This window comes from Bifidobacterium canis (assembly GCF_009727065.1).
GTDB lineage: Bacteria > Actinomycetota > Actinomycetes > Actinomycetales > Bifidobacteriaceae > Bifidobacterium > Bifidobacterium canis.
In genome coordinates this window covers 82,895-104,300 of record NZ_WNLP01000009.1, presented here as the reverse complement: position 1 = coordinate 104,300, position 21,406 = coordinate 82,895, and the positions used below count along the sequence as shown (strand labels likewise).

The window sequence follows — 21,406 nt, the reverse complement described above, 5'->3', positions numbered from 1 at the left end:
CCGATTGCCAACCGGGCCGAGCGGACCTTTGAGCGCCTCCGTTACTCTTTGGGAGGCAACCGCCCCAGTTAAACTACCCGCCAGGCACTGTCCCCGGCAAGGATCACTTGCCGGGGTTAGGCATCAGATGGGGACAGAGCGGTATTTCACCTGCCGGCTCCACGATGGCTGGCGCCACCGCTTCCAAGCCTCCCGCCTATGCTACACAATCCGCACCTGATGCCAATACCAAGGTATAGTAAAGGTCCCGGGGTCTTTTCGTCCTTCTGCGCTTAACGAGCATCTTTACTCGTACTGCAATTTCGCCGAGCTCCTGGTCGAGACAGCGGGGAAGTCGTTACGCCATTCGTGCAGGTCGGAACTTACCCGACAAGGAATTTCGCTACCTTAGGATGGTTATAGTTACCACCGCCGTTTACCGGGGCTTGAATTCACCACTTCGCGTCCACGAGGGACGCTGATGGATCCTCTTAACCTTCCGGCACCGGGCAGGCGTCAGTGCATATACAGCGACTTGCGTCTTCGCATGCACCTGTGTTTTGGTAAACAGTCGCTACCCCCTGGCCTGTGCCACCCCCACACGCTCCCCTCGAAAAGAGGATCACCCGCGGGGGTCTCCCTTATGCCGAAGGCACGGGAGCAATTTGCCGAGTTCCTTGACCAGGATTCGCTCGCTCGCTTCGGTATACTCTACCAGACCACCAGTGTCGGTTTCGGGTACGGGCGGCCAACCACCTCGCGCCGAAGCTTTTCTCGGCCGACGGGATCACCGGATATCGGGCCCAGAGGGCCCCCATCATCACGCCTCGCCCCATATGCCCCCGGATTTGCCTGGGGGCGGGGCCGCACGCTTGACCAGGGAAAACCACCTCCCCGGCCGGCTACCCGTCCGCGTCACTCCACACGCTCAGCCACCACGCATCCACGCCGAACAGCAGGAAGGCACCCACCCCGAAGGGAAGGCACCCGCCATCGGACGGCGCTTCCACATGGAAGCCGCTTGTCGGTTGTATGGCCGGTACGGGAATATCCACCCGTTCATCCATTCGACTACGCCTGTCGGCCTCGCCTTAGGACCCGACTCACCCAGGGACGACGAACGTGGCCCTGGAACCCTTGGTCTTCCAGCGGCAGGGATCCTCACCCTGCTCTCGCTACTCATGTCTGCATTCTCACTCCCACACAGTCCACGGCCGGGTTACCCCGCCGCTTCGACCCGGTGTGGGACGCTCTCCTACCACGCCGACCACAAGGTCGACGTCCGCGTCTTCGGTGGCGTGCTTGAGCCCCGCTACATTGTCGGCGCGGAACCACTAGACCAGTGAGCTGTTACGCACTCTTTCAAGGATGGCTGCTTCTGAGCCAACCTCCTGGCTGTCTATGCGACTCCACATCCTTTCCCACTTAGCACGCGCTTGGGGACCTTAGACGACGGTCAGGGCTGTCTCCCCCTCGACGACGGAGCTTATCCCCCGCCGACTCACTGCCGGGCCACACGCAACGGGTATTCGGAGTTTGGTTGCTGTTGGTACCCCATACGGGCCCGCAAGCATCCAGTAGCTCTACCCCCCGCGCGCGAACGCCCGACGCTGCACCCAAATGCATTTCGAAGAGAACCAGCTATCACGGAATTTGATTGGCCTTTCACCCCTAACCCCAGGTCATCCCCTCAGTTTTCAACCTAAGTGGGTGCGGTCCTCCACGCGGTCTTACCCACGCTTCAACCTGCCCAGGGCTAGATCATCCCGCTTCGGGTCCAGGACACGCGACTGAAAACGCCCTATTCGGACTCGCCTTCGCTACGCATACACCCAACGGCTTATGCTCGCCACATGCCACTGACTCGCAGACTCATTTTTCGATAGGCACGCCGTCACCCCACAAACGAGGGCTCCGACGGTTCGCGGGCGCACGGTTTCAGGAACTCTTTCACTCCCCTCCCGGGGTGCTTTTCACCTTTCCCTCACGGTACTCGTCCACTATCGGTCAGACAGGTATACTCAGGCTTACCCGACGGTCCGGGCGGATTCACACGGGATTCCACGAGTCCCGCGCTACTCGGGAACAACCATCACCGGTGCACGCGCATACGGCTACGGGGCCATCACCCTCTACGGCCCGGTATCCAACCCGGTTCGCCTCACGCATGCATTTATCACCGGCGCCGGGCGCGTCGGCACCCGGACAAGCCGTCCCACGACCCCACAAGCGCAACCCCCGACGGGTATGACACGCCCATGGTTTAGCCATCATCCGCTTTCGCTCGCCACTACTCACGGAGTATCCTCTCCTGCAGGTACTGAGATGTTTCACTTCCCTGCGTACCCCCCACCCAAAGGTGGTGCCGGCCCATCACGGCCGGCGGGTTGCCCCATTCGGAAACCCTGGGATCGAAGCCATGTCGGCGGCTCCCCCAGGACTATCGCGGCCCCACGCGTCCTTCATCGGTACTGTCTGCCAAGGCATCCACCATACGCCCATGACGACAACCCCCAACAAGGGAGCCGTCACCACAGCGAAAATAACTATCACTGAAAAACCCCAACGACATCGGAACAAAACACGACACCACAAAGGCATCGTGCCCAAACGATCACGAACGAACCCAAGAAAACACACACCCGAAAAGGGCGTGCCCTCGGATTCGAATCACAGTACGAACACACGACCCCACCACGGGGGCCGAATGCTCGCGTCCACTATCCAGTTCTCAAACCACCACCCCACCAAACCAAGCCACACGGGAACAAACCCACGCGACCCGGAACGGGGGGACGAAACCCGGCACCACACCAACCCCACACAAAAGGGGAAGGCCGTGGCGGCCAGGGAACCCAACAGCACGCACCATACGAATCTTCCATGATTCTTCCACGCCAGCAGGCACCCCCACCACCGGAAAGGCGGTGAAAAGAAAAGGTGCCGAAAAACGGGGCACCAACGTGCCCCCACGAAAACTCCGTAGAAAGGAGGTGATCCAGCCGCACCTTCCGGTACGGCTACCTTGTTACGACTTAGTCCCAATCACGAGTCTCACCTTAGACGGCTCCCCCCACGAGGGTCGGGCCACCGGCTTCGGGTGCTACCCACTTTCATGACTTGACGGGCGGTGTGTACAAGGCCCGGGAACGCATTCACCGCGGCGTTGCTGATCCGCGATTACTAGCGACTCCGCCTTCACGCAGTCGAGTTGCAGACTGCGATCCGAACTGAGACCGGTTTTCAGGGATCCGCCCCGCGTCACCGCGTCGCATCCCGTTGTACCGGCCATTGTAGCATGCGTGAAGCCCTGGACGTAAGGGGCATGATGATCTGACGTCATCCCCACCTTCCTCCGAGTTGACCCCGGCGGTCCCACATGAGTTCCCACCATAACGCGCTGGCAACATGCGGCGAGGGTTGCGCTCGTTGCGGGACTTAACCCAACATCTCACGACACGAGCTGACGACGACCATGCACCACCTGTGAACCCGCCCCGAAGGGAAGCGACGTCTCCGCCGCCGTCGGGAACATGTCAAGCCCAGGTAAGGTTCTTCGCGTTGCATCGAATTAATCCGCATGCTCCGCCGCTTGTGCGGGCCCCCGTCAATTTCTTTGAGTTTTAGCCTTGCGGCCGTACTCCCCAGGCGGGATGCTTAACGCGTTAGCTCCGACACGGAACCCGTGGAAAGGGCCCCACATCCAGCATCCACCGTTTACGGCGTGGACTACCAGGGTATCTAATCCTGTTCGCTCCCCACGCTTTCGCTCCTCAGCGTCAGTAACGGCCCAGAGACCTGCCTTCGCCATTGGTGTTCTTCCCGATATCTACACATTCCACCGTTACACCGGGAATTCCAGTCTCCCCTACCGCACTCAAGCCCGCCCGTACCCGGCGCGGATCCACCGTTAAGCGATGGACTTTCACACCGGACGCGACGAACCGCCTACGAGCCCTTTACGCCCAATAAATCCGGATAACGCTCGCACCCTACGTATTACCGCGGCTGCTGGCACGTAGTTAGCCGGTGCTTATTCGAACAATCCACTCAACACGGGAAACCCCGTGCCTTGCCCTTGAACAAAAGCGGTTTACAACCCGAAGGCCTCCATCCCGCACGCGGCGTCGCTGCATCAGGCTTGCGCCCATTGTGCAATATTCCCCACTGCTGCCTCCCGTAGGAGTCTGGGCCGTATCTCAGTCCCAATGTGGCCGGTCGCCCTCTCAGGCCGGCTACCCGTCAAAGCCTTGGCGGGCCATCACCCCGCCAACAAGCTGATAGGACGCGACCCCATCCCATGCCGCAAAAGCATTTCCCACACCACCATGCGATGGTGCGGAGCATCCGGTATTACCACCCGTTTCCAGGAGCTATTCCGGTGCACGGGGCAGGTTGGTCACGCATTACTCACCCGTTCGCCACTCTCACCCCGGCAGCAAGCTGCCAAGGATCCCGTTCGACTTGCATGTGTTAAGCACGCCGCCAGCGTTCATCCTGAGCCAGAATCGAACCCTCCACAAAAACCTTCATGGAAAAGCCGACACAACGGCTCTCAAAAAAGAAACAGACGAGCCAACCCCAACGGGGTTGGACACATCAAAAACCCCGACCCCCATCACACCCGCTAAGGCAACCCGACGCACAAGCATCAGGAAGGAGTCGGAACTGGCACATCACAAAAGACAACCGGAAACCACCGGCCAAACCACGACGATCCGACCAGCCAAACGATTCCGGTTAAGTAGTACAGTACACGCTATTGAGTTCTCAAACCACCACGCACACCCACACCACACACCCCCACAACAGGAGGCGGGCCGCGAGCGGCAGCAAGAGAAAAACCTACACCACCAACCACCACCACCGCAACCCCACCCACCAACCAACACCACAAAACCCCAACAACCAAGCCAAAACACCGGCGTGTCGAAAACCAACAAACACACAACAAAACGACAACAAGAAGCAACCCCCATCGCCAAATTAGCGGGAGGGAACGCAAAAACGACAACAAAGACCACCGCCCACCGTCAATTCCGCGGCAGGAAGCATAAAACCGACAACAAAGCGACACCCGACGTCACACATGCGGGCAAAACCGCGAAAACGACAACGAGGGACACCCTCCATCGTCAAATTAGCGGGAGGGAACGCAGAAATGACCATAAAGCAACCGGGAAAGTAACTTGGAGGTTATCTTTGGGAAGAGGGGTAGACGTGGGGCGAAAACAAGAGGCGGGAACCCAATTGGATTCCCGCCTCTGCAACTAAAGGATGCGAATAAGCCGTGCTCACTTCTTGAGGAGTGGCTCGACCTGCTTCTCGTAGGAGACCAACGCCTGGTTGAGCACCTGATCCATGTCGTAATACGCATAGGTTCCAAGGCGTCCGCCGAACACGACGTTCGGTTCGGCCTCCGCCTTTGCCTTGTATTGCGCGTACAGGGCCTTGTCTTCCTCGGTGTTGATCGGGTAATACGGCTCATCGTCGCGATCGGCGAAACGGGAGTATTCCTCCCACACCACGGTTTTGTTCGGGTTCTGCAAGTCCGCACGCTCTGGATTGAAGTTCTTGAATTCGATCGCGCGAGTGTATGGCACATCGGAATCCGAGAAGTTCATGACGGCGCAACCGAAGTGGTCGCCCTCGTCATAGCGGACTTCCTTGAAATCGACGGTGCGCCACTTGAGCTCGCCGAGGTCGTAGTCGAAGTAGCGATCAACCGGACCGGTGTACACAATCGGCACGCCAGCAGCCATAAGCGCCTTCTTGTTGAGCGGCTGCGTCTCGTCGAAGAAGTCGGTCTCCAGCTGCACGGTGATGCGCGGATCGTCGATCATGCGCTCGAGCCAAGCCGTGTAGCCGTCTGCCGGCAGGCCTTCCCACGTGTCTTTGAAATAGCGATTGTTGTAGTTGAAACGAACTGGCAGTCGCTTGATGATGCTCGCGGGCAGTTCGCTCGGGTCGGTCTGCCACTGCTTGGCGGTGTAGTTCTTGATGAACGCCTCGTACAGCGGGCGGCCAATCAGCGAGATGCCCTGGTCGTTGAGGCTCGCCGGATCCGTGCCCGCAAGTTCGCCGGCCTGCTCGTCGATGAGCGCTTTCGCCTGCGCCGGCGTGTAGTTGGCGCGGAAGAACTGGTTGATAGTCCCCAAGTTGATCGGCAACGGGAACACTTCGCCGTTATGCGTGGCATACACGCGATGCACGTAATTCGTGAACTTCGTAAAGCGGTTCACATAATCCCACACGCGCTGATTCGACGTGTGGAACAGGTGCGCGCCGTATTTGTGAATTTCCGCGCCGGTCTCCGGATCCATATACGAGTATGCGTTGCCGCCGATATGGTCACGAATGTCGATGATCGTGACGTTCACGCCCAGCTTCTCCACAGCCTGCTGCGCAATGGTCAGGCCGAAGAGTCCGGCGCCGACGATCACCAAGTCAGGTGTCGCATTCTGCTCGTTTGAAGTCATGTGTCCTCCCGCAACTGCACAAAACTGCAGATAATAATTTTTCTCACGTCACGAAATTGAATGCGACGCGCGCGTTTCAAGTAGCGTTTCCCTACAGCATAGAGTTCGGTATGCACACGCGGCATGTGCGATTCGTGAATAATTCAGCGCCAATAACGCGCCGTCGCGTGGCTCACGGCGCAACGTACACCACTTTGGTTTACGATAGGTGGCATGAGCGAAAAGGAACGCGAGCAAGTGCAGGGAACCGTGCCCTTCACACTGCTGATGGCAGTGTATGCGGGCAATTCCCTGCGCGAAGTCGAGCGTTCCATTCAGTCGAGCACCATCGAGCAGACTCTGCCGCCGTCGCAGGTGGTTATTGTGCGCGACGGCCCGGTTTCCGATCAAGTGCAGCAATACCTCGACACGTTGCAGTCGACTATTTCGGTGTGGTTCACCGTCGAACACCCCGATATGCCGGTTCCCAGCGTGACCATTGTTCCGCTCGCTGAGAATCGCGGACTTGCGCATGCGCTCAACATTGGCTTGGAATATTGCAAATTCGACATTATCGCGCGCGCCGATTGCGACGACATCTCGTTGCCGAATCGTTTCGCCACGATTCTGCCGCAGTTCATCAGGCGTTCCTCCGCGTCGCACACGAGCGCAAAATCGAAACTGCCGATCGATGTGATGGGCAGCGCGATACGCGAGTTCTCCGGCGATGAAACGCAGCCCGGGCAGGTGCGCATGCTTCCTGCCGAAGGGCGCGAACTTGAAAATACGCGCGCATGCAGTCGCCGGTGCATCACCCGAGCGTCGTGTTCCGCAAATCCGCGGTGCTCGCGGCAGGCGGCTACCCGGAAGACGCCGGTCGATTCGAAGACTACATGCTGTGGGAGCGCATGATGCTCAATCACGCGCAATTCCTCAATGTGCCGGAGCCACTGGTGCTCTACCGCACGAATCAGGAGGCGTATGAGCGTCGCGGCGGCTGGGAGATGTTCCGCGAAGAGCTGCGTTTGCAATGGCGTTTTTGCGCGACGGATTCACGACTCCGTGGCAGTTCATTCGCAACACGTTTATTCGCGCGGCATACCGCATGATGCCAACCGCTGTGCGCAAGCACGCGTATCACTCGATCGTCTCGCGCCGCAACAGCGAACTCTCCGGCGCGGGCAATACCGCGCATGCACAGGAGGAGACGCAGCCTCGCGGCAGGCACAGCGCCGCCGCTCCGCAGAACGCCGCTGAATAATAATTATTATATTAATTTAAAATAATTTATTTATATTATTATTCGAGAGAAAGTCGCTCGATCACCGGCACGAGTTGCGGGCATACACGCTCGAAAATACGCAGATTCGACTCCGGCTCACTGTGCCAGCCGTCATGCCAGCCTTCGCGCAGGCAGCGCAGAATAAGCGCGCGATCATGCGCGCGCATCACCGTCAACGCCCAGCGCCGCGCGGTTTTTGTGAGGAACGCGAGACGGCCGACGAATGTGAAATCGTTGGCATGGAACCGCAGCATCCAGATCTTGTTGCGCACTTCGTTGTAGAAACGCGCGCCGGGGTCGGCATCGGAGGAGCCGAATTTCTTGGTTTTGTGCACCACTTCGCTTTGCGGCACGTAGTAGCCGATGCCATGGCGCAACAGAGCGGTCGTGTATTCGAAATCGTCGTTCCACAGGAAGAACGCGGCCTGAGGCAGACGCCGCCTGCCGAGAATCGCGCCGGCGTTGATCAGGCACGAAACGAAGGAAAGCGAGCGCACTTGGTACGCGCCATCGAAGCCGTGCAAGTCGCGGCGCCCCTTGGCGAGCGCGGCGCGCGGACGAGGTTTGTTCATCAAGTGTTCGCGGCCGTCTGTCCACACTGCTTTCGAGCCGAGGATTGTGGGCAGGCAGTTGTTGTCAAGTATGCATGCGTCGCTGGCGCGGAGCAGCTCTTCCAAGGCGGTCGGCGTCGGAATCGTGTCGTCGTCCATCAGCCAGATGTATGCGGCGCGGTGCGCGGCGTCATCTTGATCGCGTTTGCGGGCGTCCACTTCGTCTTGCATGGCCTGCGCAATGCCAGCGCAGAATCCGCCTGCGCCGCCCGTGTTCTCGGGCAGTGCGAGAATCTGCGCGGGAATAGCGGTGCTCGCCGCGAACTCGCGCGCCACCTGCAACGCGTTGTCTGTGCTCGCGTTGTCGACGATGACGATGTGATCCGGCACGCGCGTCTGCGAATCGAGCGCTTGCAGGCATTCGCTGAGCAAATGTTCGCGATTATATGAAACAACCACTGCGGTCACTGAATACTGCATGGTGTTCAGTATACGTTCCCTTGCTTCGGGTGGCGAGGTGAAGGTGTGTGCGAAGTGGCGTGAAGGGCGGAATTGAACGTGAAGTATGTGCAAGAAAACTGCAGCTGTTCACGATGTATCTCGACTGGTGAATAGAATAGACGGGTATTTGCGCGAGACATATGCAACGTATCTGTATGGCGCATGGATTGAGGCATTAGCGGTCAGAAGAAAGAGTGGATATGAGAAAATACCGGCGTTCGAACGCTCCTCGCACACGGGCACAGGCGATTCGACAGGCAAAACTCAACCGTTCCAAGCACCGTTTCGCATATCGCAAACACCTGTCGGCTATGACAACGAGCAACATCATTCCGACTCAGACGGCAACGCAAAAGTCGCATCAGGTGACGCAAGCTCTATCGCGCGAAAACGTGCTTGTTGAAGTATCGCAATCATCAGCTTCCGAGCTCGGCGAAGCCAAGTCTGCACAGCAGCCCGCAAAAGCTGATGAGACTGGCGGGGAACACACTGACACCAACTCTGGTCACACGTTAGTGTCTCCGTCAACAAAGTCATCCAAGAAGAAGCGCAAACTGCGTAATAAAGAAACTTCGAGCGAACCAAAGCCGACGAAGAACCCGATCACCCGTCAGTGGCGCAAATACAAGCAGACGAAGTTCTATCAGATTTGGAACAAGCGCCCGAAGTTCTCGTATGGCGCCTACACCGTTGTGTTTGCAGCGATGGTCATTATGGCATCGATGTTCCTGCTGTGGAGCACCAATCCAGACCTTTCCTTCAAAACAAATGAAGGAAACCTGATCCAGCAAGTATTCGGTCACACTTATAAAGATCTTTCAACGACGCAATCATATCTCAACATGATCGCACTCTCTTTCATCTATTTGGTTTGCATCACAGTAATTAACCGTTTTTGGGTAGGCACTGCTTTGTTTAGTTCCATTGCGGTAATTTTTGCTGTGGCGACAAAAATTAAAATCAATATGAGAAGCGAACCGGTCATTCCTTCTGACCTAGGCTTCCTCACTGGCGGAGGAGGAGGCGGGGGCGGCGAAGTTGCGTCGTTTGTCACCGATGAATTCACACCGCTTATCAACGCCGCCGTTCCACTCGTTATCTGGCTCGTAGTGATCTGCTTCATTGTGCAGTTCATCGACAGGCGACGTGGCTTTATTTACTGCTCTTGGAGGCATCCAATTGCTAGACCGAAAATATTTTGGACTAGTGTGCCGCATTCTTGCACCTGTGCTTAGCATATGGCTGGTCTTTTCCTACTCGGCCGCGCTTTCAACCCCTTCAAGCGCCTGGCGGAAGCAACTCAATAATATTGGCTACGACCCCACATTATGGGATGTTCAAGCCGACGCAAGCAAGAATGGCGCACTCACCACATTCTTGAGTTTGACTCATGTTAAAGCCATGGACGATGAGTCCAGCTATAACAAGCAGGCTATGCAAGAGATTCAGCAAAAATATGCGAAGAAAGCGGATGAAATAAACAAAAATCGTGCAAAAATCTCACAGATAGCACTGTTGTCATGGTGCTGTCTGAGAGTTTCTCCGACCCAAATCGTGTGCCGAATATTCACTTTAACATTGATCCGATGCCGAATATTCGTTCTTTGAAAGACACAACAACTTCCGGTTTGATGCTGTCTCCTGGCTATGGCGGCGGCACTGCGAACATTGAATTCCAGCAGATGACTGGACTCAATATGGCGAATTTCAGCGATACGATGCTGTCTCCATACCAACAACTTGTGGCAAATCGGTCAAAATTCTATTCATTTAACCAGATATGGAACGCAGACTGCGGAGGCACATATTCCACCGATTGCTCTGTCGGCTTCCACCCGTATTACCAATATATGTATTTGCGTGGCACCAACTATAAGAAGTTTGGCTTCTCGCATTTATATACACTCGACAGTAAACCAAAGATCCCGCATAGCGATAATGGCGGTGGTGGCAATGTTCCTGACACGGAGGCCTACAAGAACGTTGTCGAGTCGATTCAGAAGAATACGAAGGAAAATAAGCCATCGCAATATATTCAGCTCATCACCATGCAGAATCATGCGCCGTATTTCGACATCTATGGCGATGCAAACGAATTCAAAACGGCACATGATTCTTCGAATGTGCCAGATGATGAAATGAATACAATTGCTACATATGCGAAAGGCGCGCAACGTACCGATCAGGCAACTGCAGATTTCCTCAATCAACTCGATGCGATCGACAAGCCTATCACCGTTGTATTTATGGTGATCACCTGCCAGGCGTCTATAGCACCGCCAATAAAGACAAGAAAAACGCCCTCCAGCTCCACGAGACAGACTATTTCATCTGGTCTAACAAAGCATCAAGTTCGCATAACACCAAGCTGCCCAACGCCGCGTATTCGTCATCAAACTATTTCATGACACAGGCCGCTGAGCAGATGAGCGCAAAGGTCTCCCCCTACTTAGCGCTGCTTGATGAGTTGCACCAGGAGATTCCAGCGATGTCACGTTCTGTGAATACTGGTGTTTGGGGCGGAAATGACAGCGACGGAGAGCCCACATACCTTGACGATCAAGGGAAAGTGATCAGTTCCAAATCGTTGTCTACCAAGGCTAAGGAACTGCTTGCAGACTACAAGATGGTGCAGTATGACATGTGCGTCGGCAAAAACTACCTGATGGACATGGGCTTCATGGATGTACCTCAAAAGTAATTAACTCATCTAGAGCAACCGAGTGCGCAGAGCAATTCGACTCTGCGCACTGTTCATATCTGCTCCATCTCAAATCACCCATCATGGCAAGAAAGCACGCTAGACATTCCTCATTCGGTATAGTATGAGAACTTATGGCAGCGAATACCTCTCCAAAAACTTCAACAGCAAAATACGCGGCACAATCTTCCCAGCCTCGATCTGCAACGTCTGCTCCGAGTAGCGAAACGGGTAACAGTTGGGAAGTGGTGAACCGTGTTGTGTTCCCTATGGAAGACCGTAATGCCATACTTCCCCTCTATGCACTTGAGTGGACACAGCCGCGCATGAGCCATGATGAAATCGATCCAGTTGCAGATTTCTACAACATCGATTTTGCCGCCATGAACGAATCAGATGCCCGTAGACTTGTCAACGCGAATTTACGCCAGCCAGCTAACGTGTCTTCCGACATCTTCACCGTAGAAAACCGCGATGCTATATGCGTACATGCCGGCAAAGCAGTTTCCCTATGCACTTATTTCAATGCGTTCCCAGCAGGTTATTGGCGTCGTTGGACGCGCATCAGCAAGGTTCGTCTCACCGTGCAGGTTAAGGGTGGTGGTGCGATCTCGGTCATGCGTTCCTCCGGTCGCGGGCTGCTGCATACCGTGCAAACACTGCCGGTGGATTCAACTGAACAGTTCACCACTGTCACTGCCGATATCACGATGGACGACTTGATGGATGGCGGATTCTTCTGGTTCGACGCTCGAGCCGGTGAAACCAATGAACTGCATATTCGCAAAGCGACGTGGAGCGTGCCCACCACGGATCGTTCTGCGCAGAACCCCACGACGTTCTCGATCGCCATCACCACATTTAATCGTCCAACCTATTGTCTGCGCCAACTGCGCACCATTGCCACAGACATGAACGTGCGCGGGCGTCTCGACACGATATATTGCGTTGATCAAGGTACTGACCGTGTGCGCAGCCAAGAGGGCTTCAACAAAACCGCGCAAGATCTGGGCCAGCAGCTCACATACATTCAGCAAGCGAACCTCGGAGGCTCCGGCGGATTCTCCCGTGGCATGTTCGAGACACTGCGTGCCGGCACCAGCTCCTATACGATGCTGCTCGATGACGATGCCATCAGTGAGCCCGAATCGATTATTCGCGCCGTGCAATTCGCTGATTACTGTGTCAAGCCGACGATTGTCGGCGGAGGCATGTTCCACCTTGACAACCGCACAGTGCTCTATGCACAGAGTGAGATCGTCAACCGCAACAATATGAGGCCTCTGCCCGCAGTCGGTCAACGATACAATCAGGATTACGCCCAGTTCCCGCTGCGTGATCAGCCTCACTTGCATCGTCGTTTCGACGCTGACTTCAACGGCTGGTGGATGTGCCTCATTCCCACCGCCATCATGAAAGACATCGGCTTGTCTCTGCCCGTCTTCATCAAATACGATGACTTCGAATTTGGTTTGCGGGCACAAGACCATGGCTATACGACTGTGAGCCTGCCAGGCGTGGCCGTGTGGCATCAGGCCTGGCACAGCAAGGATCCGCAGCGAACCTGGGAAGATTATTTTGACAATCGTAATCGTTGGATCTGCTCCTTGCTGCACTCCAGCAAGCCAACACCGCAACTTGTGTATCAGATGGCATACAACGATGTGACGATCGGTCTCCGCTTGGTGTATTCGAGCCTGCATCTGCACCATCTGGCATTACGAGATGTGATGCGCGGCCCGCAATACATCCTCTCGTCCATGCCTACGAAGCTCGCTGAGGTGCGTGAGGCGCGCAAAGGATTCAGCGATACCGAAACGCGGCCGAACATCGATGATTTCCCCCCGGCGTTGGCTCAATACGCTCCTAATAGTAAGCCGGAGTCTCCGGCAGCTGTGAAACGTGAGGGCATAACTACGCTGCTTAAGGATCTCATATCGCCACGTAACGGACTGCAAGACACGAATCCGGCTATTGCCATCACCGCGAAAGACGCCACGTGGCGCGCATTCCGGCATCAATCATCTGCACTGGTCACCTCGGCAGATGGCAATTCGGTCGCATGGTGCAAACGAGACAACAAGCTAATGCGCACGCTAATGTTCAGGAATCTGTATCTGACAAAGGTCTTCTGCAAGCGTTTCAACGCGCTTGCAGAAGAGTACCGTGCCGCTGATCTATGCAGCATCGAGCAATGGGCGAAAATTTTTAACGAGTAATCGTTGAACCTGTGAAGAACGTCGGCTCGAACACGCTGATGTCGACGTTGCCGGTGATGCCGTTCACTCGGCCGGTGGACGTGTATTGCCATGCGCGAGGCCCGCTATAATCTTTGAAATTGTAGCTGAGCACGTCGCCGTACGAGGCGATCCAGCTCGTGTGCGCGCGCAACCAAGTGCTGTTCATGCGCGACGTCATATTGTTCGCATACGTGTAGATGCCCACATTGGTGTAGCCGGCGTTCTCGAGTACCTCGAAGAACGCCTTGGCGATTTTCTCATATGCCGCCGCGTCAGTGGGCATTTTGTGCCCGTCCCAAGTTTCGGTGTGCTCGAGGTCGTAGAAAATAGGAACGTCGGTATCTGTGATCGAGTATTTCTTTAGCTCTTTGAGCAGATAGTTCGCTTCTTCGCGAGCAAACTCAGTGTCGTATGCGTAGCTGTAAAGGTACAAGCCGTATCGAATTCTGTTGACGCGCGCTCCCGCCAGATTCTCTTTGAAATACTTGTCTTCATTGCCGTAGCCGTAGCCTACGCGCAAAATTGCGGCGTCAACGCCCGACTGCTTGACTTTCTGCCAATCGATGCTTTTCTGATGCTCCGACACGTCGATCACTTTGATCACCGGCTGCAACACCTTGCCGTCGGACTGCGTGAACGAATACTCGCCGTGCGCATACGACCACGGGCCTGAGTTACGCGTGGTATCGCCACTGCAAGCAGACGGCACAAACACGACCACAGCGGTCAAAGCTATGCCTGCAATAAGTGTTCTCAGCCTGTCGCGTGATACCAATATATGCTTTCCTTTGAGTACTTTTGCCTACCGCAACACAAAATACGCGCAACTTCTCAGCGCACCATTTGTAATACACTACTCGTGCATGCATGATATATGCTATGAATTTACGCTTGCATGCCTACTGTTGGGCAGCTCCACGCTCCGCATCTTCTTTAGAAATCGGTTCGATGCTCATCACACGAGTATTGATCAATGCATAATCCATATTGCGAGGATCTCGTATTGCAAACGTACAGGCGTTATCGTCCAAAGCCACGGCAACCATATCGGTGGTGTCGGTGTTGCCTGGAATGGGTGTACGCAACGATGTGAAGAGGCGGAATTCACCATTGTTGAAGAGGTGCAATGGCATCTCGAAATACACGGTGTGATGCCCCTTCTTCGTGAGATGAAGTTTGGGATTATGTGCTCCCGTGTCGAAAGTGATGCCACCGCGACGAATATCGTGCAACGCAATCGCCAGATAGAAGTCATCGGTTTCGTTAAATTCGTATTCAACGGCGAAACGGAATATCTGGTCACTGGTCATGACCAACGGTGAAATAGCATAAGTACGCAGCACAGGGCAACGTTCATTCAAACCGTTCGGATACACCTTTTGGCCGGATTTGCGAGCACGCTCGGCTTTCAGTTTCTCTTCTTTACGCTCCGCTTCCAAATTGGCCAGCGTATAGCTTTCAGCAACTGTTTCACGATCGCCGATCGCAGTCACTTCGCCGTCTTGAATGAACATTGCACGTGTGCAATAGCGCTTGATCGCATTCATATCGTGCGTCACCAAAATGACAGTTTTGGTGGGGTCTTGGCGAATTTTCGCGAAGTAATCGTCGCACTTACGTTGGAACGCCTCATCACCGACGGCCAGTACTTCGTCGAGCACCAGAATGTCGCCCTGCGCCTTGATCGCCACTGAGAAGGCAAGACGTACCTGCATGCCACTCGAATAGTTCTTGAGCTTCTGGTCCATGAAATCTTCGAGTTCGGCGAATTCGACGATTTCATCATACATATCGTCGACTTGCTCACGTGTGAAACCGAGCAATGCGCCGTTCAAATAGACATTTTCGCGCCCTGTGAGCTCTGGATTGAAGCCCACACCGAGTTCGATGAATGGCACAAGTTTGCCACTCACGTTCACACTGCCCCGATTCGGGTAGTAGATCTGCGAAATGATCTTGAGCAGTGTGGATTTACCGCCACCATTGCGCCCCACGATTCCGAAGAATTCACCACGGTGCACTTGGAAGCTCACATCTTTGAGCACCTGCTGCTGCTTATAACCTTTGATGCCTTTCGTCCAATTGATGAATGCCTGCTTCAAACCAGTTGCCTGCTCGGTGGGCAGTTTGAACCATTTATCGACATGCTCAACATCGAGAACGACTGGCTGGCTCTCATAATTGTCGATGGTGACCGATTCCAACTCCTGAGACTCCCCTGCTTCACTCATCACATCACCTCAGCGAACTTACGACTGTTTCTACGGAAGATATAAATGCCAAACCACAACAGCAACGCGGTCAATACGAGCGGAATGCTCTTGAGCCACCACGAATCGAAGGTATTCCAAATGGTTGGCTGCGTTTCTGGCGCGATGAGATTGTGCCGGATATCTTGAATCGCCTGCGCGATTGGATTCAGCAGCTCCAACTTGGCCAGCTGTGCAAGAGTACCGCCCTTATCGATCACGTAGCTCAGTGGGTAGATGATTGGCATGGCATAGAAGATTATCTGCTGCAACACTTCCCAGATGTGCGCCACATCGCGGAAGTACACATAGCAAGTGGCCAGAATCAATGCCATTGACAAAGCGATGATATATAACTCAGCAACATTGATAGGCACCAGCAGTACTCGCCACGTGAACTGCACATGTGAGAACAGAGCGAATACAAGTACTACGACGTAGTTGATGCCGAGTGAAATCAGTGATCCAACTGATGCGGAAACCACGACGATGTAGTTCGGAAAATGCACTTTGCGCAGCAGATCGCCTCGATCTACGATCGAACGCAGCCCTATGCCAACTGTTTCGGTGACGAACTGCCAAGAGCTGATGCCCAACAGAAGTACGACGGGGAATGTAGGAGTACCGTCATCCATACGCAGGAATTTTGCGAACACCAGATACATGACACAGAACAGCATCAATGGTTTTAACACGGACCATGCGACGCCTAAGAACGAGCCTTGGTAGCGCATTTTGAAATCGGTTTTCACCAATCCACGCAATACGGTCATCGCATATCCATAGCGGTTTTTCAACCGTTGTGCCAACGTCTTCACTCGTATCTTCTCCAATCGAGATCAATCGTCTTATTGTACCTGATCTCACGCAACATTGAAATCGCACAGAATGTTTTGCCTAGTGCCACGAATATCAAGCACTAGGCAAAACCAATCAGTTCATATCGAGATAGTCTTTCCAGAACTCGATCGAAGTCAATTTGTCTCGAGCCGCCGCGTATTCTCTACGCAATCTCTTTTCGTTGGCCTTGTAATACCGCATATCACGCTGGTAACGCTGACGGATGGCATGATAGCGTGCTGAGTCCTTTGTACGGATCGCGCCTTTACGGTTGTACCAATCCAAAGCGATCAGCTTCTTCTTGCCACGAATCGAACCAGCAGGATACATCCATCCCATCAACGGGATGATGGCGTAACCTTCACCTTCCGTCTTCAGGTATCGCTGACCGTTATCGGTGAAATAGTCAACAAGCCTTTCGGGAATGGTGCGCGGCGGATTTTCTTCGATGACCTGACGGTCGACCTTTCTGATATCGAAACCTTGCAACATCGGATCCTGTTCGGCAGCATGCTGCAGCTCTTCGAATGTCATCAGCTTCTCTTTGTTTCTATTGGCTGCCAAGAACGTCTCTTCAGCTCGTCCTTTTTGCTCGATGAACTTCGGTCCCTTCAGGAAATCTTCGAAGCCGTCAAGCACCAGCTCTGCATTGTCGTAACCGAACTTCTTCAGTTCCAACCGGAGCTTGTTATACATGGCATACATGAAGTCCGATTCCGGAGCAAATCCTGTGGTGAACTGCGCGATAAGCGGGTTACGCGTAGTCTGATATCGTTCCACCGCCGCATCGTACTTCTCTTTGAATGGCATGTGCCAGACGCAAAGACTGTTCATCGTGATGAACTCGGGATGGCACCGCCAGCCGTACTCGGTGTCATCGCTACGCACAAACAACGGCAACGGCAACCCGTTCTTGCGGATCATCGCAGTTGGAATGCAACAATACCACCAACCGGCATAGTGCGCCTTCTGCATGCGCGGCGTCGGTTCGAACAACTCGTTGTAGATCAAATCGTCAAGCATGGTCAAACGCAGAACTTCTTTGCATGGGAGGAATTCTCCACGCTCGCTCATATAGCCGGTGTCTTCGTTCTGATCCTCTCCGATGCGATAGTTGAGCATCGCGCCAGACACCATGGAATACTCGTAGTCCTTCTTGAGCACGCGTAGAAGATTGTAGGTGCGCTTGATGCTCTCTGCGGAAACGGCTACGTCATCGTCCATCAAAATCACATGCGTCGCAGCAGGCGTTTGTTCCAGCGCTTCGATCATGCCACGCGTGAAGCCACCAGCACCGCCCACGTTCCCCTCCGGAACAATGGTGATGTGATCAGAATCGAGTGTTTGCTTGTCGAGTGTACGACCGTTATCCATCACATACATGTTGAAATGGTCGGCAATATGTTCACCAGACTCAACGATATTCTCTCGAACCAAATTGATGTTGCTGATGACGAAGCTCTCTTTTTGAATGTGGTCGTAGCCAGAACGAGTTCCACATCGCGAGGTTCCTCGCTCACTTCTAGTTCGTAATACCCATTGCGAATTTCGACCGCACCTTCGGTGGAGATGATGAACCCAACGAGAACGGCCGTATCAGCGATCTGCAAATCAATATCTACGTTGTGCCATTCATCGCTTTTGCCAACATGCTGCAACGTCTCTTCTACAGGCACTGACTCCTTGGAGAACTGATCGGTTGTGGTCTGCATGACCGTGCAAGCAGAGCCGCGCAATTCAAGGTGAAGCTTGAACGCAGTCGCCGTAGTGTATTTGAGTAGTTTGCGCACAGACAACGCGTTAAAATATGTGGTGAAATCAAAGGTTCCCGCGTCGGTCAACATCCAGAAACCGTCTATCGGATTGCGCGAAACAGCTCTGTCTGCGCGGCAATACAATCCAAGGTAGTTTTCTGAACGTGGATTAGATTCCAACAGCACATTCGCGAATTTAAATGATGGCATATAGCACCTTCAATAACGTATACGGTTCGTCATGTTCGTGTAAAAGCACGTATCACTGTAGTACGCATGATTATATTAGGAAGCGTTCCTAAGTTTTATCCCTATTGCTCTCACATGAACGACACGCTGAATTTGTGCATGTAGACGTCTCGTTGTATTCTTTTCGAGTTGCTCAAACGCAATGGAGGATTCGCCTAGTGGCCTATGGCGCACGCTTGGAAAGCGTGTTGGTGTAACAGCCTCGCGAGTTCGAATCTCGCATCCTCCGCTCTTCAGGTTCCAACGCATGTTGGAACCTTTTTCTTTATCATCTCGGCATGCATCTGTACGCCAGCCAGAAGCAGAGTGGGGGCAAAAGATCCATGGATCTTTTGCCCCCACTCTGCTATCAATGCATCGGCTACGCCGTAAGACCGATGAACCAGCTGCGCACCGTAACATACAGGTTCGGACGCAGGGTTGCCCAATTCGAATAGACACCTGTTGCAAACAGGCCGAACAGGTTGATCAATCCCATGATGATAAGCAAAGTCAACAGCACTGTTTGCAATGTGCGGAAACTCAGCGAGCGCTGCACGGCAAACGTGATGTCTTTCAACGTACCGTCATCGTTCACATCGACCTTCTGGGCAACGGAGCTGAACGCCAGTATCACAAACACTGCGCACAGCATCACCAAATAGCCGAAGTCGCCGTAGTATCGGGTCGACGTGCCACTCGTATACGTGTCGAACGCAGTAATCACGATTGCTGCGACCACCATGATGATAGTCATAGCCCACACGCCATGCTTACGGAGCTGCTGACGAGTCAGGAAGAACAGCAGTGCGAACAGTGCCACCGGGAACACAGCGAAATAGCCGCCGAGCGACGGCTCGTTAGGCATCGCCAACGCTGTGTCTACCGTGGTGATGAACGGGAATCTCGGCATTGTGCTCGTCGGCTGGAACCACTGATCAAACAGTCCCAGCAACAGCTGATACGGAGATCCCCTGTGAGAGGTCAAATCGTAGCCCGTCAGATTGTAGTAGGCACCGAAATCAGTCCAAGAACCAAAGCGCACATAGTTGTAATACAGCACTGGAATGCAGACGACGAAGAATGGTGCCAGAGCAGCGATCGTCGCGCCAAGCCCCTTGCGTGAGAACAACGTGCGGTGTTTGGTGATCTGAGGCCAGAACATCGGGAATGCCAGAAGCCACGTAGCCACGAATTGTGGGCGCGTGCCCAGATTCAACGCCATAATTGCGGAGCCTATAGCCACGTACCAGCCGTTTACCGTGCCATCTTTGCGCTTGGAAATTTGCCAGAACCACAAGCCGGCGAATACGAAAGCTATGGCAGCCGCCATGGGCACTGCATAAAAGCGGATCGCGAAGCAATACAGAATCAGGCAGTTGCCGAGATTGAACGCGATGGTTGCCAGCCACACGATGCCCAAAGAAACCTGGGGGAAGTAGTCACGGGCGAGGCGGCGAACCAACAACGTGCCGAACACCGTTGCCACAACGCTGAAGAGAGCGATGGCCTTCCAGGTAGCCAGCGCCGTGCCAGTGATCAACTGATATGGCACAAACGCGAGAATGGCGGGCACAACGCCGAAATAGCAATAATAGTGACCGTTGTAGTAGGCATGATCCCAATAGAACTGATGATTGCCCTGTGATGCGATTTTATATCTGGCGAAATAGTCATATGGGTTGTCCATTGTCGTCAGCGCCGGGTCAACAGGTAGATCAAGCCAGGTATGACCATGGATCAGCGCATCAGCCAGTTCTTGGTATTGATCGGGATCCATGTAGTGCATGAACGCTGTGTGGAGTCCGCCCGGTTCCGGCACACGGCTCACTGCAGCGAGCGCGATGAGCGCCAAACTCCAAACAACGATGAAGCCAGCAGTCACGAGTCGTTGCGGCACACTGCGCAGGTTCACATGCATGCGATACACGCGTCCCTTCGGGCGGAACACCACGAAGAATGCAGCCAACGCAATCTCCGCAGCTAGGCGCAGAGGAACGATTTTGAATGGGATCGTCGGATTCACGTCGATGCCGTTGAATAGCACCACGGCATCTTTGGCATCGGTGAATTTCACCTGTACTGCCGTCGATTTGTACTCATGCAGTTTCTTGCCGATCAGAATGTATTGGCTCGCAGGGTTCTTGCTGTACGACAACGTGTTGTTCGAATCGAACCACACGCCATCACTATCGGTGGAATACACCCATTCCGTGCCGGACGCCGTGCTGCCACCAGTTGTTTTCAACGCGATAACCGCATTCGAGAATGTTTTTCTCGTGCTGTTCGGGTCAACTTGCACGCGTACGCTTTCCACGCGCACTGCGTTTCCTTCGATCGGAACAGTGATTGTCGCCGTGTCAGTGTCGGTTATCTTATATTCATTGCCTTCTAGGTGCTTGAGGCCTTTGCCGATAACCGCTTTACCGACGGTGGCATGCTGCAAACCCGTCGTTCTCCAATGACCGAGATTGAAGAAGCCAATTTCGCACAGTGCCACAAGCACAAATGCGATCACACAGCTTATCCAGAAACTTCGTCTCAGGCTCGTATTCTGCCTCTCAGAATCAGTCGAAGACTGACCGGTTGGCTGATTCATGCTATACCTCATTCTCTCTTCTGC

General features: G+C 54.2%; 7 protein-coding genes, 1 tRNA gene, 2 rRNA genes and 3 pseudogenes. 4 read left to right on the top strand and 9 right to left on the bottom strand.

Going from position 1 to position 21,406, the window contains the following annotated elements; translation table 11 throughout:
- The 3 genes from GSD1FS_RS08085 to glf all read right to left on the bottom strand — a co-directional run.
- Positions 1 to 2,493, bottom strand: a 23S ribosomal RNA gene (locus GSD1FS_RS08085); the annotation flags it as partial.
- A gap of 472 nt (positions 2,494 to 2,965) precedes the next feature.
- Positions 2,966 to 4,503 (bottom strand): 16S ribosomal RNA (locus GSD1FS_RS08080).
- Positions 4,504 to 5,273: 770 nt separating this feature from the next.
- On the bottom strand, positions 5,274 to 6,458 hold the full coding sequence (gene glf, locus GSD1FS_RS08075) for a UDP-galactopyranose mutase (RefSeq protein ID WP_155589149.1): 1,185 nt from the start codon (positions 6,456 to 6,458) through the stop codon (positions 5,274 to 5,276).
- Between the two features lie 213 nt (positions 6,459 to 6,671).
- On the opposite strand from glf, the pseudogene GSD1FS_RS08070 reads away from it, so the two are divergent.
- A pseudogene (locus GSD1FS_RS08070) lies at positions 6,672 to 7,698 on the top strand (glycosyltransferase).
- Between the two features lie 38 nt (positions 7,699 to 7,736).
- Here GSD1FS_RS08070 and GSD1FS_RS08065 read toward each other — a convergent pair.
- On the bottom strand, positions 7,737 to 8,750 hold the full coding sequence (locus tag GSD1FS_RS08065; protein ID WP_155589148.1) for a glycosyltransferase: 1,014 nt from the start codon (positions 8,748 to 8,750) through the stop codon (positions 7,737 to 7,739).
- Positions 8,751 to 8,971: 221 nt separating this feature from the next.
- Between GSD1FS_RS08065 and GSD1FS_RS10445 the strand changes: the two are divergent.
- Positions 8,972 to 11,472: pseudogene (locus GSD1FS_RS10445) on the top strand (LTA synthase family protein).
- Positions 11,473 to 11,606: 134 nt separating this feature from the next.
- On the top strand, positions 11,607 to 13,691 hold the full coding sequence (locus tag GSD1FS_RS08055; protein WP_155589147.1) for a glycosyltransferase: 2,085 nt from the start codon (positions 11,607 to 11,609) through the stop codon (positions 13,689 to 13,691).
- Here GSD1FS_RS08055 and GSD1FS_RS08050 read toward each other — a convergent pair.
- From GSD1FS_RS08050 to GSD1FS_RS08035, 4 genes and pseudogenes are all read right to left on the bottom strand, one after another.
- Positions 13,681 to 14,433: a glycoside hydrolase family 25 protein gene (locus tag GSD1FS_RS08050; protein WP_343030265.1), complete on the bottom strand. Its 753-nt coding sequence runs from the start codon at positions 14,431 to 14,433 to the stop codon at positions 13,681 to 13,683. The two genes, GSD1FS_RS08055 and GSD1FS_RS08050, sit on opposite strands and share 11 nt — an antisense overlap.
- Before the next feature lie 178 nt (positions 14,434 to 14,611).
- On the bottom strand, positions 14,612 to 15,943 hold the full coding sequence (locus tag GSD1FS_RS08045; protein ID WP_155589146.1) for an ABC transporter ATP-binding protein: 1,332 nt from the start codon (positions 15,941 to 15,943) through the stop codon (positions 14,612 to 14,614).
- A complete protein-coding gene (locus tag GSD1FS_RS08040) occupies positions 15,943 to 16,734 on the bottom strand; it encodes an ABC transporter permease (RefSeq protein WP_155589145.1) in 792 nt (263 codons plus the stop codon). Before GSD1FS_RS08040 ends, GSD1FS_RS08045 begins: the two co-directional genes overlap by 1 nt.
- 160 nt (positions 16,735 to 16,894) lie before the next feature.
- A pseudogene (locus tag GSD1FS_RS08035) lies at positions 16,895 to 18,765 on the bottom strand (glycosyltransferase).
- A gap of 183 nt (positions 18,766 to 18,948) precedes the next feature.
- Here GSD1FS_RS08035 and GSD1FS_RS08030 point away from each other — a divergent pair.
- Positions 18,949 to 19,033: transfer RNA gene (locus GSD1FS_RS08030), tRNA-Ser, on the top strand.
- Between the two features lie 132 nt (positions 19,034 to 19,165).
- Here GSD1FS_RS08030 and GSD1FS_RS08025 read toward each other — a convergent pair.
- Complete coding sequence (locus GSD1FS_RS08025) at positions 19,166 to 21,382, bottom strand: glycosyltransferase (protein ID WP_155589144.1); 2,217 nt, start codon at positions 21,380 to 21,382, stop codon at positions 19,166 to 19,168.
- Between the last annotated feature and the right edge of the window lie 24 nt (positions 21,383 to 21,406).

Coding starts and splice junctions, on each gene's coding strand:
- GSD1FS_RS08055 (WP_155589147.1), top strand. CDS start 11,607: ATGGCAGCGAATACCTCTCCAAAAACTTCAACAGCAAAATACGCGGCA.
- GSD1FS_RS08065 (WP_155589148.1), bottom strand. CDS start 8,750: ATGCAGTATTCAGTGACCGCAGTGGTTGTTTCATATAATCGCGAACAT.
- GSD1FS_RS08025 (WP_155589144.1), bottom strand. CDS start 21,382: ATGAATCAGCCAACCGGTCAGTCTTCGACTGATTCTGAGAGGCAGAAT.
- GSD1FS_RS08045 (WP_155589146.1), bottom strand. CDS start 15,943: ATGAGTGAAGCAGGGGAGTCTCAGGAGTTGGAATCGGTCACCATCGAC.
- GSD1FS_RS08040 (WP_155589145.1), bottom strand. CDS start 16,734: ATGACCGTATTGCGTGGATTGGTGAAAACCGATTTCAAAATGCGCTAC.
- glf (WP_155589149.1), bottom strand. CDS start 6,458: ATGACTTCAAACGAGCAGAATGCGACACCTGACTTGGTGATCGTCGGC.